This is a genomic window from Streptantibioticus ferralitis, from assembly GCF_029223525.1.
Classification (GTDB): Bacteria; Actinomycetota; Actinomycetes; order Streptomycetales; family Streptomycetaceae; genus Streptantibioticus_A; species Streptantibioticus_A ferralitis.
Genome location: NZ_JARHTQ010000001.1, coordinates 221,060 through 237,633, shown reverse-complemented (window position 1 = coordinate 237,633; position 16,574 = coordinate 221,060). Strand labels below are relative to the sequence as shown.

At 65.9% G+C, this 16,574-nt stretch carries 14 protein-coding genes; 7 read left to right on the top strand and 7 right to left on the bottom strand.

The window, feature by feature from the left end:
- Positions 1-110 precede the first annotated feature (110 nt).
- Positions 111-500: a hypothetical protein gene (locus P2L57_RS01085; RefSeq protein WP_275806639.1), complete on the top strand. Its 390-nt coding sequence runs from the start codon at positions 111-113 to the stop codon at positions 498-500.
- A gap of 156 nt (positions 501-656) precedes the next feature.
- Here P2L57_RS01085 and P2L57_RS01080 read toward each other — a convergent pair whose 3' ends face one another.
- Positions 657-1,592 carry a restriction endonuclease gene (locus P2L57_RS01080; RefSeq protein ID WP_275806636.1) on the bottom strand — a complete coding sequence of 312 codons (936 nt, stop codon included), beginning with the start codon at positions 1,590-1,592 and terminating at the stop codon, positions 657-659.
- 165 nt (positions 1,593-1,757) lie between these two features.
- Positions 1,758-2,735: a DEAD/DEAH box helicase family protein gene (locus P2L57_RS01075; RefSeq protein WP_275806634.1), complete on the bottom strand. Its 978-nt coding sequence runs from the start codon at positions 2,733-2,735 to the stop codon at positions 1,758-1,760.
- Positions 2,736-3,056: 321 nt separating this feature from the next.
- Between P2L57_RS01075 and P2L57_RS01070 the strand changes: the two genes are divergently transcribed.
- From P2L57_RS01070 to P2L57_RS01050, 5 genes are all read left to right on the top strand, one after another.
- Complete coding sequence (locus P2L57_RS01070) at positions 3,057-3,518, top strand: DUF2563 family protein (protein ID WP_275806631.1); 462 nt, start codon at positions 3,057-3,059, stop codon at positions 3,516-3,518.
- A gap of 16 nt (positions 3,519-3,534) precedes the next feature.
- Positions 3,535-4,965: a hypothetical protein gene (locus P2L57_RS01065; RefSeq protein WP_275806628.1), complete on the top strand. Its 1,431-nt coding sequence runs from the start codon at positions 3,535-3,537 to the stop codon at positions 4,963-4,965.
- A gap of 22 nt (positions 4,966-4,987) precedes the next feature.
- Entirely contained in the window at positions 4,988-6,187 is a 1,200-nt protein-coding gene (locus P2L57_RS01060; protein ID WP_275806625.1) for a S8 family serine peptidase, read from the top strand.
- A 230-nt stretch (positions 6,188-6,417) separates the two neighbouring features.
- A complete protein-coding gene (locus P2L57_RS01055) occupies positions 6,418-11,163 on the top strand; it encodes a DUF6531 domain-containing protein (protein ID WP_275806622.1) in 4,746 nt (1,581 codons plus the stop codon).
- A 9-nt stretch (positions 11,164-11,172) separates the two neighbouring features.
- Complete coding sequence (locus P2L57_RS01050) at positions 11,173-12,186, top strand: hypothetical protein (protein ID WP_275806619.1); 1,014 nt, start codon at positions 11,173-11,175, stop codon at positions 12,184-12,186.
- A 133-nt stretch (positions 12,187-12,319) separates the two neighbouring features.
- Here the strand turns inward: P2L57_RS01050 and P2L57_RS01045 are convergent, their stop codons facing one another.
- Together P2L57_RS01045 and P2L57_RS40515 are read right to left on the bottom strand one after the other, a co-directional pair.
- Positions 12,320-12,499 carry a hypothetical protein gene (locus tag P2L57_RS01045; protein WP_275806616.1) on the bottom strand — a complete coding sequence of 60 codons (180 nt, stop codon included), beginning with the start codon at positions 12,497-12,499 and terminating at the stop codon, positions 12,320-12,322.
- Positions 12,500-12,785: 286 nt separating this feature from the next.
- Positions 12,786-12,878 carry a DUF317 domain-containing protein gene (locus P2L57_RS40515; RefSeq protein WP_372515567.1) on the bottom strand — a complete coding sequence of 31 codons (93 nt, stop codon included), beginning with the start codon at positions 12,876-12,878 and terminating at the stop codon, positions 12,786-12,788.
- Positions 12,879-13,773: 895 nt separating this feature from the next.
- Here P2L57_RS40515 and P2L57_RS01035 point away from each other — a divergent pair.
- Positions 13,774-14,112: a hypothetical protein gene (locus P2L57_RS01035; RefSeq protein ID WP_275806611.1), complete on the top strand. Its 339-nt coding sequence runs from the start codon at positions 13,774-13,776 to the stop codon at positions 14,110-14,112.
- Between the two features lie 117 nt (positions 14,113-14,229).
- Here P2L57_RS01035 and P2L57_RS01030 read toward each other — a convergent pair whose 3' ends face one another.
- The 3 genes from P2L57_RS01030 to P2L57_RS01020 are packed head-to-tail and all read right to left on the bottom strand — an operon-like array spanning position 14,230 to position 16,376.
- Positions 14,230-14,715, bottom strand: coding sequence for a hypothetical protein (locus tag P2L57_RS01030; RefSeq protein ID WP_275806608.1), 486 nt, complete (start codon positions 14,713-14,715; stop codon positions 14,230-14,232).
- 26 nt (positions 14,716-14,741) lie between these two features.
- Positions 14,742-15,659, bottom strand: a complete 918-nt coding sequence (locus P2L57_RS01025) for an SPDY domain-containing protein (protein ID WP_275806605.1) — start codon at positions 15,657-15,659, stop codon at positions 14,742-14,744.
- Positions 15,660-15,677: 18 nt separating this feature from the next.
- On the bottom strand, positions 15,678-16,376 hold the full coding sequence (locus tag P2L57_RS01020) for an SPDY domain-containing protein (protein WP_275807579.1): 699 nt from the start codon (positions 16,374-16,376) through the stop codon (positions 15,678-15,680).
- Positions 16,377-16,574 lie beyond the last annotated feature (198 nt).

The following is a 16,574-nucleotide window of genomic DNA, read 5'->3' as shown; positions in this document are numbered from 1 at the left end:
GGCACGAACTAGCAGGCCAGCGACGGCCTGCTGGCTCAGCAGAAGGCCGCTGGACACCAGCCTCACCTGCTATTACGGATAAAACTCAAGGCCACTACTGGGAGATACCCGTGCTCGAAACGACCGACCGCGCCACACAGCCGGTTACCACCCAGCCCACGGCATGCAGCGGTCCGCTGCTGCAGTTGGAGTTCCAGCCCGAGGCGCCGACCGGACCGGTAGCGATCCGCTGCCTGAGACACTGGCAGGAACTCGCGCTCCGCGGTATTCCGGCCTTCTGCTCGGCCTGCAGCGCCAGACGCGACTGGCTACTGATCAACGAGGGCCGCACCGTCTGGATCCAGTGCCGCTGCGGTAATCAGTGGGCGGAGCCGGAGATCACCCGTGCCGACTTCGAGGCCCTCATCAACACGCCAGATCAGGTCCTCTACCCAAGCCTCAACGACGCCATCGCCGCGCAGGGGTTTGATGGCACCTTGGCTGGCAGCTACCTGCTGTAACGAGCGGTAGATGCTGACTGGGCTGTGCAGAACCGTTCGAGCCGCGCAGGGGACTCCCGTAGCCCTTGCGTCTGATCTCCCTTCCACCGCTGACGTCGAGGAGCATGGGCCGAAGGGGGTGGGGCCAGAGCATCTGGCCCCACCCGAGGCTCTGAGCTACTCGATCACTTGATGCACCGGGAAGTAGCAGTTGCCTGTCTCGTTCGCGTGGCGCTTCTTCCGCTTCAACAATTCGTCCAGGTGAATCCGCCCGTCGAGCACACAGAACAGGTCGCCACCGTCCAAGGTGATGAACGAGGTGCAGCGGTTGTACTCACGCAGCGCGCCAGCGGTGAAGCCGTTGACCGCGATGTAGAGGCCGAGCGCGTTGCGGCCCTTGCGCTTGACCTTCTGGTCGAAGATGTCCAGCGCTTCTCGCTCCATGGCGCCCTTATGCCACTTCGCCTCGATGATGTAGTCGTCTGTGTCGAACGACAGCGACCCGTCGATCTGCTCGGTCGCCAGTTTGTAGGACAGCCGGGGATCAAGATCGAACAGCTGGAACAGCTCATTGAGGAAGATCTCGAACAGCCGGCCGGCCTCCTGGCGATTGGGCATCGACCCGACTTCGAGGAAGCGTTCCTTGAGTCTCTCCAGCTCTCCGGAAAAGCTTTGCCGGGCGGCAGTCCGGGCACGGTAGTCCGCGGTGGCGCGCTCGACTGCCTGCCGTTCCTGGAGTGCTCCGCGGTACTGCTCGGTCCACTTCTTGAGGTCGGCGACCGCCTCACGCGCGAGCCCGATCAGGCGGTTCGAATCTGGGTTGCGTTTGAGACCCGGGAAGCTGTCCATCTCCGAGATCTCGACCATGAGGTCGAGTGCCAGCTCGCGGTAACGGCTGTCGCCCTCCATGAGCCGGTCCACGAACTCGTCGGCAACGGTCCGTTTGTACCCGTCGAAGTCGAGGCCGACCAGCAGCTCGGGGAAGTCGGTCACCCGGTGTCGGATGAACTTGGCCAGGTCCTTCTTGTACCAGTAGATGCTGGCGAGGGCCTCGACCAGTGCGCCGTAGGCAGCTGGGTGGATCTGTTGGGTGCGCGTTGACTCCGTGGTCACCGTGCCTCCCGGGGTCCCGACCAGGAGGGATCACCAGCTGGGCGCGGTGACCGACTGTGCGAAGGCACGAGATACTGGACCAACGGACCTCATCCTTTCCATGAGGACGGTTCTGCGACCTGGCGCCACTAACTCTTGCCGGCGGGGTGGCACTTTGGTCTTTGTTCAAGATCGAGCGGCTGGATCGGGTGCTCCCTCTTCCGAATCGGCAGATGGCCGTTCAGGCAGCCGCTCCAAGATCACCTTGATTTGGGCTTCAAGCTCCAACAGGCGCTCCTCAACCTGGCGACCGGATCGTCCTGGGCGCTGGACCGCTTCGTCCAGCGGTGGCAGATCAGTCACAACCAGGTCGGCATCCAGGTCACAACCGGACTCAGCCAGGCCGCCACGGACTGCTGCTTCGTGCTGAAGCCGCAAAATACTGAGTTGGTGACCATCCGCAGTGTGGCCAACGAGGTCTTCCCCCCGCTCCGCTTCCTCGGGCTCGCCCGCCTGGCGGAGCACCCGGCCCAAATTCGCCAAAGCGCTTCGACGCCCTGTCTGAACGACGACGACATGACTGCCTGGGCTCTCGGAACGCAACGCCTCAATGGCCGCTTCAAGAGCTTGCGTCTTGCCCGTGCCAGGCGGACCGTGGAGAAGCAACTTGCCTGGCTTCTCGTTCTCGTAGTCAGTGTCGATGGACAGATCGCCGACTGTGAGTGACTGAAGCGCTGCCACACGCGACTCCTCGGCTGCCTTCGCTCCGACCTCCGCCCACAAGAGGCGGACGCGATCGAACAGCTCGGCAGACGTGGGCTCCTCTGGCGAGTCGCTACCATCCTGCCCGGCCCTAATGTGCCGACCCACGGCGTCTGCGAAACGCCCGTGAGCTGCAGAACGGGTGACTCCGAGAGCCTTGCCGATGGTGCTCCAAGACGCCCCGTCAGAACGCTCAGCCGCCACAGCGGCAAGCAGAAGTTGATCACTGAACTCAGCCAGCCAGGCCGCTGCCTCCACCCGGTCTGCGGACTCGCGCTGCCGTAGGGAGTTGACCAGGGTGCTGGCGATTCTGGTGGCCTCCTCTACCGGTGCGTCCTTGAGCATGGCGGTTGAGATCAGCAGCGCCCGCTGGCGAGCACTCAGCACGGAATCATCAGACATCAACCGTCCTCCTCTCTCGGACATGTTGTCAACACTACCAGGACGCAACGTACTGTCAGTCGGACACCGGGTCGTGTTGCGAATTAGCGGGCCATCAGGTGAAAGCCTGACCTGCACCGGAACCGGAGTATTCGGGCCAGTCGGACGCGAGGGCAGGAAGGCTGTCAAGGGCATCAGGACATGCCACGTCGGGCCGGAGCTGGCGCGACGCGGCCCGCGCTTTGGAGGGCTGCTCCGCCGCGAACTTGGTTGGGCGGTGTCAGAGGGGGTCGATAGAGTGGTGCCAGGTGTTAGGGGTGGTGGTGATTGGGGGAGGGCACCGTGGTTGCGCCCAGCAGCGATGCGAAGGGGCTCGCGGTCAAGGCCGAGTCGCTTGCGGTGTTCAAGGGCCGCGTCGACAAGATGCTCAGCGACTTGGAGAAGTCCCAGGCGTCGCATACCAATGTCGGCGCTCAGGGGATCGAGCACTCGTCGTACGGCGAAGGTTTCGCTGAGGCAGGCGATCTGGCGGGCCTGTACGACAAGGTCCACGGTCGGCTCGTCGCTCTGTCGAAGACGTTCGGGGAGCAGATAGAAGCGCTCGGCATCGCAGTTCAGATGGCCAAGGACGGCTACAGCGGCGCTGATCAGGAGCAGATGGAGCGGCTGATCGCGATCCAGCAGAGCACCGAGAAGTTCTACCAGGCGCCGAAGTCGAGCGGATCGGGTACGCGGTCGACCACTTCGTCGACACCGCAGTCGGCCGAAGGACAGGGTAAGACCGCCGCGCCGGGCAGCATTTAGGCACCGGGGAGAGCAGATGGGGCAAGGCGACGACGGCATCACCGCCGGCCAGATGAATGTCACCGCGTGCTATCGCAGTAAGACCGATTTCGAGGGCAAGTCCTTCGAGGACTTGCATGCCATGGTGGCCAACGCCATGCCCAGCGAACTCACCAGCACTGGGCATGCGCTCTTGGCCGCGCAGAAGCAGATTGAGTCCATCGCCAACGACCTCAAGACGTATGGGCAAGGGGTTGAGTGGGAGAGTGATGGCGCCGATGCCTTTCACCTGTGGGTCGACCAACTGTCCAAGCAGAGCTTCACATTGGCCAACTACACCGGTACGGCGGGCGACCACATCCTCGCGGCTGGTCAGGCGCTCGCCGAGGTGACCGGGACCATGTGGTCGCTGTCGAATGGCGGTGGCAAGGCGAGCGAGTCGGACCACCAAGAGGCCATCAACCAGATGAACAAGCTGACCTCCTACTACGTGACGTCTACGGAGACGATCGCGCAGCAGGAGGAGCCGCGCTTTCAGCCGATGCCAGCCCCCTTGCTGCCGTCGGACCAACACGGCGGAGGATTCCGCCCTTACGGATCGCCCGACGCGACGACCAGCGGTATCACACCACGCGGTGAAACGTACGAGCCAGCGGTATCCCACGGGGACAGCAGTAGCGCTCCCGAACACGCGATGACACCAGGCAATGGCTCGACGGCCACGGCAGAGGACGTTCATCAGCGCGAGCCGCAAGGCGATGTCGGTTCGCATACGACGATTGACTCGGTGACCCATGCTCCCACGACGCCGCCTCTGACCCCGCATGGCAGCAATGCACCGGTGGAACCGTCGGTCGCCCCGCCGAGGAGTATCGGCATTCCTCCCGTGGCTACCATCCCCGGAACCGGCCCTGGCGACGTAACTCCACGAATTCCAGAGAGGGCTGTCGAGGTACCCAAGGGCGTCGGTGGATTCGGCGGTTACCGTCTCCCGACGCGTGGCGGCTTGCCGAGCGAAGCAGGCGGCGATGGGATCGTCGGTGGCATTCCCAGTCGTAACGGGGCTTCCATGTCCTCACCCCGGCTTCCTCGGGGGACCGTCATCGGCGGAGAAGGCGAGCCGTCTCCTACCGGTTCAATGTTCCGTGGGCCGATGGGCACCGGCGGGGTAGCGAACGTAGGTGGGCGAGCGCCAGGCGCTCCCACGAGTCCTGGTCGGCGCCTTGCTTCCGAAAGAGGCGGAGTTGTGGGTGAGGCACATGAGCTAGACCCGGCCGCACGGGAGTTCACCCCTGGCGGTTCCGGCCTGGTGAGGCAAGACCCAGGCAACGGGGTCCTTCCGTCGACTGGCGTAGGGTCAACAGGCGGCGCCCGACGCACCACCCACGCTCGCCCGAACTATCTCGAAAAAGACGAAGAGACGTGGAAGGCGAGCCGACAGGGCGTCGTGCCACGTGTCATTGAGTAGGCCAAAAGGAAGCTGGGGACTGGTGGGAGGCAACGGCGCCATGCGAACGTCGACAGCGAAGGCGGCCTATCGCTTGGCGTCGTTGCTTGCAGCCCTCGGCAGCTTCACGCTCGCATCAACTGCCGCCGCATCAGGGACGTTTGCTGATGATGCTCGCTCGCATCAGTGGTACCTGGACCGCATGCAAGCCGACAGCATGTGGAAGGTAAGCCAAGGGCAAGGGGTGACGGTTGCCGTCATAGACGGCGAGATCGACGGGTCAAGGCCGGAACTGCGGGGCCAGTTGCTGCCCAGCGCGGATCTGAACAAGGGCAAGGCGCCTGCGGGGAGCGACGACAGTCACGGCACGGAGATGGCGGCCTTGATCGCGGGAACGGGCGCCGACGGCGGCATTCAAGGTCTCGCTCCACGGGCAAAAATCCTCCCCCTCAAGTATTACTTCGGCGGAGAGGTGATCTCCAAATATATTCGATACGCCGTGGATCACGGGGCTCGCATCATCAACATGTCATTCGGGAGCATCCTCAAAGGTGAGAGCCCAGATATGCGCTCGGCAGTCAACTACGCGAACTCAAAAGGCGTGTTGATGTTCGCGGCTACAGGGAACGACGGCGACAAGGCCAACCTGCTCACCGCGCCCGCCTCCATGTACGGCGTGGTGGCCGTCGGCGCCGTGGACAAGAACCTCACCGTCACGAAGTGGTCAACCCACGGTCCGCAGGTGGCCCTCGCGGCGCCAGGGGACGACATTCCCATGCACTGCCCCAATAGCACCGGACTGTGTTCCAGTTGGGGTACAAGCCAAGCTACGGCTATCGCCTCCGCGTCCGCCGCCCTCGTCTGGTCCGCGCACCCGGACTGGACAGGCGACCAGGTGCTGCGCGCACTGATCGAGACCGCTGGTAAGCCGCAGGACGGCAAGGTGCCCAGCGAGTACCTCGGCTACGGGATCGTGCGCCCCCGGATGGTTCTCCTGGACCACGAAGGGGATCCTGGGCCTGCCAACGTCTTCCCCCTGCCGAACCCCGCTGGAAGCAACTCCTCGGCCTCCGCGGCACCCAAGCCTGGAACTGCGGCGCATGGCGAGAAGGAGCAGACTGCTGCCGGGGACCACGGCGGCAGCGGCATGATGCCTTGGGCCCTGGGCGGCCTGGGGGCGATCGTCGCCGCGGGAGCCATTGCCGGCTTCTTCATCCGGCGGCGCACCGCCCAAACCACCTGAGTGCCGCTGTCCAACACAGCACAGCGGCTTCAACCAACTCGAGCGCACTCGCACTGGCCGCACGGACAGCGTATGGGCTGGGCCTCCCAACTGATCTGGGCTTGCTGAAGATGGCGCCTGTCCTGACCCGGCATTACGTACCGGTAAGAGGCCAAAACTCGGCTTCCGCTGCCCGATCCCCTCGTGATACGACTAGCCAATCTTGATCGTTTTTACGGGGGGATTGAGTCGTGGGTGTTGTGTTGCCCGACTGGGCCGCCACGATGCTGGACCTCATCGGCGTGTCATGGCCCAACGTGGACGAGGACGACTACCACCACACGGCCGACTCGCTCCGCGACTTCGCGCACGACCTCGACGACAACACCGGCGCCGCCAACCAGCACATGCAACGCCTGCTGGCGTCCGGCCGGGGCCAGTCGATGCAGGCACTCAGCTCCCACTGGGGGAAGGTCAAGGACAAGCACCTGAAAGACCTCGCCACTGCGGCGACAGTGGTGGCAGGGGCTTTGGACCTGGCTGCGGGTGCCATCACAGCCCAAAAAGGCGAGGCCATCACGCAGTTGGGGTACCTGGCCGACGAGACCGGGATCGCGCTTGCGCTGATCCCGGAGACGGGCGGGTTGTCGGCGCTGCTGGACGCGGGTGCGATCGAAGCCACGCAGCAGGTCGTCAAGCAGCTGTTCCAGGCGGTCGCCAAGGACGCGGTCAACTACATCGTCTCGGCCCTGGCCGAGCCCGCGGTGGCGGCTTTGGATGGCATGGCGGTTGATCTGGCGATCCAACTTGCCGCCGATGGCATGGGCGTGCAGGACGGGGTGAACCTCAACGAGGTCAAGCAGGCGGGCAAGGACGGCTTCCATCAGGGTGTGGGCTCCGCGAAGGGGGCACTGCACCTTGACTCCGTCGGCGGCGGAGACGGTAGAGCCGGAGGGGGCGGCGGTGGGGGCTCCGATGATGTCCTGATCGACCACGCCGAGCATGAGCGGGCGAGCACTCACCTCAACGTGGTCGGTGCCGCGGTTCATGGCAAGACCAGGGGCCAGATATTCACGGCGCGCGGGCACTTGGGGCGTACTCGCGGCAGGGGTGTGATCGCCGAGGCGATCGCACCGGTCGCGGAGAAGGCGGTCAACGCGTTGGAGAAGGCCGCCACGGAGCTGGGCGACCATCTCAAGGACCGTCTGCCCAAGGCCGTCCAGCAGATCTCCAAGGACTTCCGCAAGGCAGACCAGGACATCGAGGACGGCTTCCACAAGCTCCGCAAGCACCACGGCGGGAACGACGACCTCCACCTTGCATCCAAGGGCCCTGGAGGGGGGTCGCGTTACAGTAAGCCGGACTCGCTGAGCGAGGCGAAGTCTGACCCGCGCCGTCACGGCATCCAACTGGATAACAAAACCTGCAAAAACGATCCAGTAGACGTCGCCACAGGCGAGATGACCCTGCCGCAGACGGATCTGTCGCTGCCCGGGGTCCTGCCCTTGGTCCTGCGGCGTACGCACCTGTCTGGGTATCGCTACGGGCAGTGGTTCGGCCGCAGTTGGGCTTCCACCCTTGACGAGCGCATCGAACTCGACACCGCGGGGACTGGGGCGGTCTGGGCACGGGAAGACGGCTCCCTCCTGGTCTATCCACGCCTTCCTCAGCCCGGCGGTGAACCGGTTCTCCCCTTGGAAGGCCCGCGCCTGCCCCTGAGTTATGGCGGGGACGAGAACACCGAAATCGTCTACCAGGTAACCGACACGCACACCGGCGCCGTGCGCTGCTTCACCGGAAGTCCCTATAACGAGTCGACCGCCTACTGGCTCACCGAGCTCACCGACCGCAACAGCAACCGCATCACCATCGACCGCCACGGCGACGGCACCCCGACCGCCGTCGTCCATCACGGCGGCTACACGGTCCACCTCACCGCAGAAGACCAGCGAATACGCACGCTGTCCCTGCGCACCCCCGACGGCCCGGTCACCGTCGCCTCCTACGGCTTCGACGAGGACGGCAACCTCAACGCGGTCACCAACTCCTCGGGCCTGCCGCTGCTTTTCACCTACGATCCGGTCGGCCGCATAACGTCCTGGACCGACCGCAACGACTCCACCTTCCAGTACGTCTACGACAATGACGGCCGCGTCGTCCGCACCATCGGCCCCGACGGGCTCCTCTCTTCCACCTTCGCGTACGAGGTCCACCCCGAGACCGGCTACCGCATCACCCGCTACACCAACTCCACCGGTGTCACCACCGTCTACCATCTCAACGACCGCCTTCAGGTCGTGGCCGAGACCGACCCGCTGGGCAACAGCACCCGCCAAACCTGGGACCGTGACGACCACCTCCTGAGCCGCACGGACGCACAGGGCCACACCACACAGTGGAGCTGGGACGAGCACGGCAATCTCACGGCCGTCCGCGAGGCCGATGGCACCGTCACCACTGCCGAGTACGACGAGCGGGGCATGCCGCTCGTCGTGACCGGGCCTGACGGAGCCGTGTGGCGGCGCGGGTACGACGAGGCCGGCAACAACACCGCGCTGATCGCACCCGACGGGACGACCACTCGCTACGCACACGATGCGCGCGGCGGCATCACGGCGATCACCGACGCCCTCGGCGCCACCGAAACCTTCCTGCCCAACCCGGCCGGGCTACCGATGGCCCGCACCGATGCCCTCGGCCACACCCACACCTTCACGCGCGACGGGTTCGGCCGCCCGACCTCCCTCACCGACCCGCTCGGCGCCACCACACGCCTGGAGTGGGACATCGAAGGGAACCTTCTACGCCGCGTCGAGCCCGACGGCAGCGAACAGAGGTGGACCTATGACGGCGAGGGCAACTGCCTGACCGAGACCGACGCGAACGGCGGTATCACCCGCTACGAATACACCCACTTCGACCTGGTCGCGGCCCGCACCGAGGCGGGCGGAGCGCGCTATGAGTTCACCTACGACACCGAGCTGCGACTGACCGGGGTCCGCAACTCAGCTGGTCTCACGTGGGATTACGCGTACGACGAAGTGGGACGCGTCATCCGCGAGACCGACTTCGACGGCCGGACACTGACCTACACGCACGACACCTCCGGCCGCATGGTCTCCCGCACCAACCCTGCCGGTCAGACCGTCACTCACCACTACGATGCACTGGGCCGCCTCGCGACCAAGGACGTCGACGGCGCTGTCACCTCCTTCGCCTACGACCCGGCGGGCAGACTCCTCCAAGCACAATCTCCTCATGCCACGCTGGAGTTGGAGTGGGACGCGCAGGGGCGTCTTACCGCCGAGACAGTCGACGGCCGTACCCATCGCTACACCTACGACGCCGAAGGCCGCCGCACCTTCCGCACCACACCCAGCGGCGCGGTCACGACCCAGAGGTATGACGCGGCAGGCAACCGCACACTCATGGAGTTCAGCGGGCGTCCGCTGCACTTCGCGCACGACGCCCGCGGGCAGGAACTCACCCGCACCGTTGGCTCCGCTGATCGGGCCGTCCACCTGGCCACCGCCTGGGACGCACTGGGGCGCGTCAGCGAGCAGAGCCTGGCCGTCAAGGGCCGAAAGCTGCGCTCACGCGCCTACTCCTACCGGCCCGACCACCACCTCCTCGCCATCACCGACCAACTCACTGGCGAGGCAAAGAGTTTCACGCTCGACGCCGATGGCCGCCCAACAGGCGTCGACGCGCACCACTGGAGCGAGCGCTACCTCTACGACGGCGAAGGCAACCAGACCGAGGCCACCTGGCCCGACCACGCCCCCAGCCCTGACACACGGGGCCCGCGCACCTACGAAGGGATGCGGCTGCGCTCCGCCGGATGCCTGCACTACACCTATGACGCGGCGGGACGCGTCATCGAGCGCCGCAGAAAACGCCTGTCCCGCAAGCCCGACATCTGGCGCTACACCTGGGACGCCGAGGACCGACTCACCTCCTGCACAACGCCGGACGGCGTGCTCTGGACCTACACCTACGACGCCTTCGCGCGTCGCACCGCCAAGCGCAAGCACGCCGCGGACGGAACGGTCGTCGAGGAAACCGTCTTCTCATGGGACGGTGGCCGCCTGTCGGAACAGACCGACACCACCACGCGGACAACGCTGACCTGGGAGTACGACGGCCTACGACCACTCGCGCAAGCCGAGAGCCGCCAGCTCAGCGCCGACCAGCAGTCCGTCGACTCGCGCTTCTTCGCCATCGTCACGGACCTCATCGGCACCCCGACCGAACTCGTCAGCGAGACCGGTGACATCGCCTGGCACAGCCGCCCCACCCTGTGGGGCACCACCGCGTGGAATCGCGGCGCCAGCGCCTACACACCCCTGCGCTTTCCCGGCCAGTACGCCGACCCGGAGACCGGACTCCACTACAACCACTTCCGCCACTACGATCCCGAACCGGGCCGCTACGTCACACCCGACCCGCTGGGGCTGGCACCCGCGCCCAATCCCCTCGGGTACGTGGAAAACCCGGCGACCATCTCCGATCCCATGGGGCTCGCGCCATGCATGGACGCGATGCAGAAGATGGCGGAGCAGATCAACAACCTCAAGCAGAACAAGATTCAACGCGAGAAGCAGACAGTCGCGATCATCCACGCGCAGACGCCAAAGGGTCCCGTAACTTTTGTCTCGGGCACGAGCAAGAGCAAACTCGATGCGGAACAAGTCAAACTGGCCAAGCAACTTGGGCTCGTACCCATCCCCGATGACGCTTATATGAAGGTGCCTCCGCGCGTCAAGGGCGGTCACGCCGAGCAGAACATCCTCGCCTACCTTAGCCGGTTGAACCACGGCAAGGACAAGCCGGACTGGCTACCCACACATGGCGCGGCCTCCAACAGCGTGTGCACAGACTTCTGCTCCCCGCTCATCCGTGGCAGCCACGGAGCCATGTACGGCATGGTGTATCCCCGCACGCAGGGGACGCAGCAGAAACAGTTCTATTGGCCCGCCAGGCATTCTCCGAGGTAGACAATCACCATGAGCTACTCACGCACCACCGCTGAGCTCCTCGCGCAGGAGGAACTGCCGGGTCTCGTTAACCGGTCCCGCAACCACCTCGACACCTTTCTAGTACGCGACCATGCCTGCTGGCTGGTCTCCGAACCCGGGCACGAGATCGTCGTGGGCCGCGTAGCTTCGGATAGTGGTCGAGTCTTCGCCGAGCAGCGCCGCTGGCTCTCCCACAAGCCGGGACAGACGCAAGGGTTCGCCTCGCCACTACCGGACGGGGGGCTCGCCATGGTGGTCAATGGCGTGGTCACGGTCTACGACGCGAGTGGGCGGCAGCGATGGACGTACGAGTTCGAGCCGTGGCCTGATCGGGGAACGGGAGGCCCGTCCTGCGTCGCCGACGCTTCGGGCCACCGCCTCCTCGTCACGACGCCAGGTCCCGACCTCAGCGACCACGCCTACTCCGGAGACGCGTGCGTCGCTCTTGACCTGGCCGACGGCCGACGCGTCACGCAGACGCTGCTGCCGTCCGCTTCCGCGGGGTACATCTTCCAGCAGTCCCTCACTGACCCCACTCAGGTGTTCCTCGACGCGCTGCAAGGGGACACCTTCTACTCGCTGGCGGTCACGTTGGAAGACGACACCCTGCGCACGCAGTCCGTCGGTGGCGACGACGAGCCGTTCGCCGGGGTGAGCCTCAACGGTGTAGTCCTCAAGCTGGACATTGGAGGGGAGTGGCTCAGCCGCTGCGAGGCTGGACAGGAGGACATCGTCGTCGAGGCTGCGGACGTGCTGCCGGAGGGCATGCGTTTCGTCGGCCATCGCCCTGGATTCCTGGACAACGATCGCGTTCTCGTGGCCGTCGCCGAGGAGGAGGACTCGGACGACAACCGCCACCTGATCCTGGAGGCCCACACCCTCCAGCCAGTCGCCGAACTCGACTACCCGGGCACAGTCTCCTGCGACCCCCTCGCCCTCGGGGACGGGACGTGGCTTACAACGGAGGGCGACCTGGTGCGGCGGTGGCGGGTGACCCAGTGATCGGCTGCCCCAATAGGGCCCAGCAGTACAGCTCTGGGCAGATGCCGTAGGACGCCCCAAACGAGAAAAAGTTGACCAGCCCGAGACCGCCCCGGATGCGTGAGTGAGGGGCGGCCGGTGTTGCGGCTCATCCCTACTCGGCGAGGTGATTCGCCAGATGCAGAGCGGCCTTGGCCACCGTGACGGCGGCGCACAGGCCGGTCACCTCATACAGCGTGGTTCGGACAATGCGTGACCAGTCACCGACCAACCCCGGCCAGGTGGCCAGCAGTACGCCGCCGGTGGCGAGCCCGAGGTGTGCGGTGACGTCCATGCCGCCGATCACGGCGGGTTTTCAGCTCAACAGGATCTGCCCGAACGCGAGGCGGATTTGGTCTGCGCCGACCCAGCGGATGAGGACATGGCGGCGGGGCGAAGCCGCTGATGCGCAAACCACTGCGCCGCGAGTGCCAGCGGGCATCGGATTGTGCACGAACGTGGACAGCGGCAGGGAAGAGTCCGCCAATGCGGCGATGGTGTCACTCCGATTCGTGAGGCGCGGGTTACGGCGAAGAGAAGTCGCCCGACGAGCAACGTACCTCGGGCGGGGTGGGTCAGTGTCAGGGCGAAGTCAATAGGGCAGCGGTGAAAGCCCTGATCGCGTCCGCCGGTACGGAGCGCGTGAAGTAGGCGTTCCAGACGGGATCGGCCATGGGCTCCTTGCGCGCTTCGTAGAGCCAACCGTCTTCGTAGAGACGGGCGTTGAGGTGGCCACAGGGCCGGAGTAGGTGGCTGGCAGGCCGTCGTCATCGACGGTCCAGTCTGGGCGGTCAAACAGTTCGGTGACGATGTATGCGGCGTTTTGCGTGTCGAGGTACTCCGTGGCTTCGTCAGAGTCGGTGACATCGGTGGGAGTGCTCGCCTCCCAGTCGAGCAGGGTGCTGACGGTGCGGGGTAGGTATCCCTCTTGGCCGTCCTCGGCGATGAACGCGGTGCCGTCGGCATTGAGAACGCGGCCAGCGTAGTGAGAGAACGGCCAGTCCGGGTTGACGGCCAGGCGGACCGGCAGATCAGCATCCATTTCCTCTAGTTGGCGGATCAGTTGGCCGACGGTGAGCGAGCGAGACATGGGAATCCTTTGAGGGAGCCAGCGAGGTGCTGGCGATGAGTTCAGTGCTGGTCGAGACGGAGCAGTTCCAGATAGGTGCGCAGCCGTCCGATGAAGGGTGGCTGGAGCAGACCCCTCGTTGACCTGGGGTTTCCCCGACACCCGTACGTTGGCATGGGGTGTGCCGATGTACGTAGTCGATTCGGCCCTGGTGGCGTCTGCCGCGAGCGAACTGGTCACACTGGGCCTCTGCAGCGGCGTGCGTGAGACGAGTGGCCAGCCGTGGCTGGGCCTTCGACGAGCCCGCTCTACTACGGTGATCCCTGCAACCAGTCAGCGACAGGGGGTAGACGAAGCAAGCCGTGGATGTTCAGATTCGTCCACACGTTAGCGTTGGGCCCTTCCAACTCGGTATGCCCTTCCACACGGCAATGCAGGTCACTCAAGGGCTGGGCCGGATCAGTCACCGACCAGGAACCGAGCGGCCCCCAGGCGTCTACGTGGTAAGCCTCGATGACTTCGCGTTCCAATTCGTCCTGTCCTTCCCTCAGGACGGGGCGCTGACCAGCGTCGAGCTGTGGCGCTTCCGCGTGGAAGACGCAGACATCAACGTCACCTTCGACGGACTGGACGTCTTCCGCACCCCCAGCGAACAACTGGTGCCGCAAATGGATGAACGCGGGCATTCCGTCGTATACGACGACGGCTTCGGCATCTACGCCCTGCCCGAATCCAAGATGTCCTTCGCCAACAACAGCTCCTACGAGTACCCCGTCGACGCCGAAGGCGATTCCCTGTACTTCGACTATGTCCTGGTCACCACGCAGCCCGTACGGTGATCAACAGGCCGCACCGCACGCGCCCGGTCTGAGTGGCGCTGGCGGTGGAGGAACTGGCTCACGCGGTGGGCTTCCGGCTCTGAGAGGCCCACCGCGCGAACGGCGCGGGGTGACCGGTTACCGGCGCGGCCCGATCGTGGCCGCCCGGGGGCCAGTGGTGGCCGTCGGGCCGGGCCGGTCGGGCGGATGGCCCAAGGCGGGCCGTGCTTGCGTAGAGCGAGCGACGGCGGCTTGGGCCAGCCGAACCCCGGGTACCGAGTGCGCAGTCGCGGCTTCGCGGGCCTCGATCAAGTAGCCGATCCCACGGAGGGCCGTGAGGCTTTCGGCTTGCGCGACGCGTAGTTCGGTAGCTGCGCGGGTGGTCCGTTCCAGGTCGTAGAAGGGCGGCACATATCCCGGCCGAGTCAGGGCGTGCAGTCGGTCTTGGTGGACGGCGACCGCATTGTTCGACACAACGAGCGCGGAGCGCAGATGCATCGCGGCTGTCAGGAGTGGGTCTTGTACCGGGCGGCGAACCGCCAGCGCCTGCAGGTCAGCTATCGGGCGCCCCCAGGCTTTCTCGATCATGGCGTCGGCCTGGGCGAGTGGGGTGGGGTCGGACATCGTGTGCTCCAGGGGGGAGTTGTTGGTCAGCGGCGGGGGCGGGGCTGGGAGTGGCCGACGGTCGGCGCGGTGGTGTTCGGCCGGACCGCGGTGGCCACTCCGGCGCGGGCCGCGGGCGTGGTGGTACGGCTGTGGGCGGCGCGCACGCGCAGGTCCGCTTGCTGAGCGTGTGCAGCGCGTGCGACGGCCGCCGTGACGGCGGCGCGTCGGGCATCGAGCGGGGTGGGCGCTCCCTCGGCCGCAGGGACGTTGGGAGCCACCGGGGCGAAGGAGACCAGGTGTTCTACGTCGCGGTGGATCTGGCGCCGGAGCCGGACGACGGGGGACGGGTCAGCCATGGCGGCGGCCGTCGCTGAGATGAGGTGGGACGGGGTTCGCGCAGTGAAGACGATCTCCGCGCGGGTGCCCCAACCGCGCGGACCAGCCCACAGCGTCCACGTCCCGTTCGCGGCGCCATACAGACGGTTGTCGATCAGGACTCCGGCGTGCCCGTCCGGAGCAACGATCTCGACCGTGCCTCGCTCGGCTGCGCTCCGCGTCCAACCGGCGTCGAACAAGGGCTGGACCCCGTCGGTCCAATGCATTGATGAGTTGGCGAGGAAGCGGTTGTTGCCGTCCGCGTAATCGCGAGCCAAAGCGCTGGTCAGCCCAGCGACGATCTCCGACGGGGTGTTCTGGTTGGCGATTGCTGTCCAGCGAGGCGCGGAGACGGGATCCCCGGCTGCGCTGATCTTCCACAGGTCGTAGTCGTCGCCGAACCAGCCGATCCGTATGCGGTGGTCGGGCGAGGTGACGACGAGTTGGCAGTCACCGTCGTCGAGATGGTGGTGCGGCCAGTCGGCGACAGGGGCGAAGCCCGGGTCTCCGATGGTGCCCGAACCGGCGAGATAGCGCGGAGTGACGTGGTACTCGCGCCACCGTTCTTCTTCCGAGGTGTACGGCACGGCTTTCTCCGTGGGTGGTCAGCGGTGGCGGGTTGGAGCATGCGCAGCCGGATGGCTTGCGGCCGGTGGAGGTGGAGAAGCGGGCCTGATCGGCGGGGCGTTGGGAGTGCGAGCCAAGGCTGCGGACTGGCGCGTAGCGGCGTGCTCGTCTACTGGGGTCGCGGTGATGAAAAGCAGGTTGCGCTCGGGGATATCGGCGAGAGTGCGCTCAACGGGATCGGCACTGCTGAATGCGCGTGCGGTCGCGGCGAGCAGGTGCAGTGGTGTGTGGGCGGTGAAGTCAGCGTGCCAGCGCTCGCCGGCCACTTCGTCAATACCGGCGTGCATCGTCCACAACGCCGGGCCATCGCCTCGAAGTTCTACGTCGTCGGCGAGTTCGCCCCTGCGCATGCGCAGGTAGGCACGCCCATCAGGTGCGTGGAGATAGAGGAATCGGTCGTCGTCTTGGTGATGCCAGCCGAGGTCGGCGAGCACCCCGGCCGGGTGCCAGGACCGGTCCTGTGGATCGTGGGACAAGGCGTGGCGGGCCTCGCATCGCTGGTCGTCGCCGAGGGCGGTGGTGAAGGCGGAGACGATCTCGGCTGGGGTGTTCTCGCTGAAGGCGGCCGACCAGATCGGCATGCCCAGGGGTTCGTGGCACTGGGTGATTTTCCAACCGCCGTACCGGCTTTCGGGCAGGTAGGCGACCTGCACGTCTTGACGGGGGCTGGTGAACATCACCCCTGTGTCCGTGGCTGCCTTCCCCCACCCACGGGTGTCAGGCAGGGCGTCGTAGATCGTGGACGTTTCGCCGTGCCCAGCGAGGTAGACCGGTCGGACCAGTAGGGCGGTGTCAGGCGGGAGATCGGCAGGGAGGAAAGACTTCATGAGTGGAGGGCTCCTGGTGGCGAGCGCGGCGGTGCACAACGCGGGAGA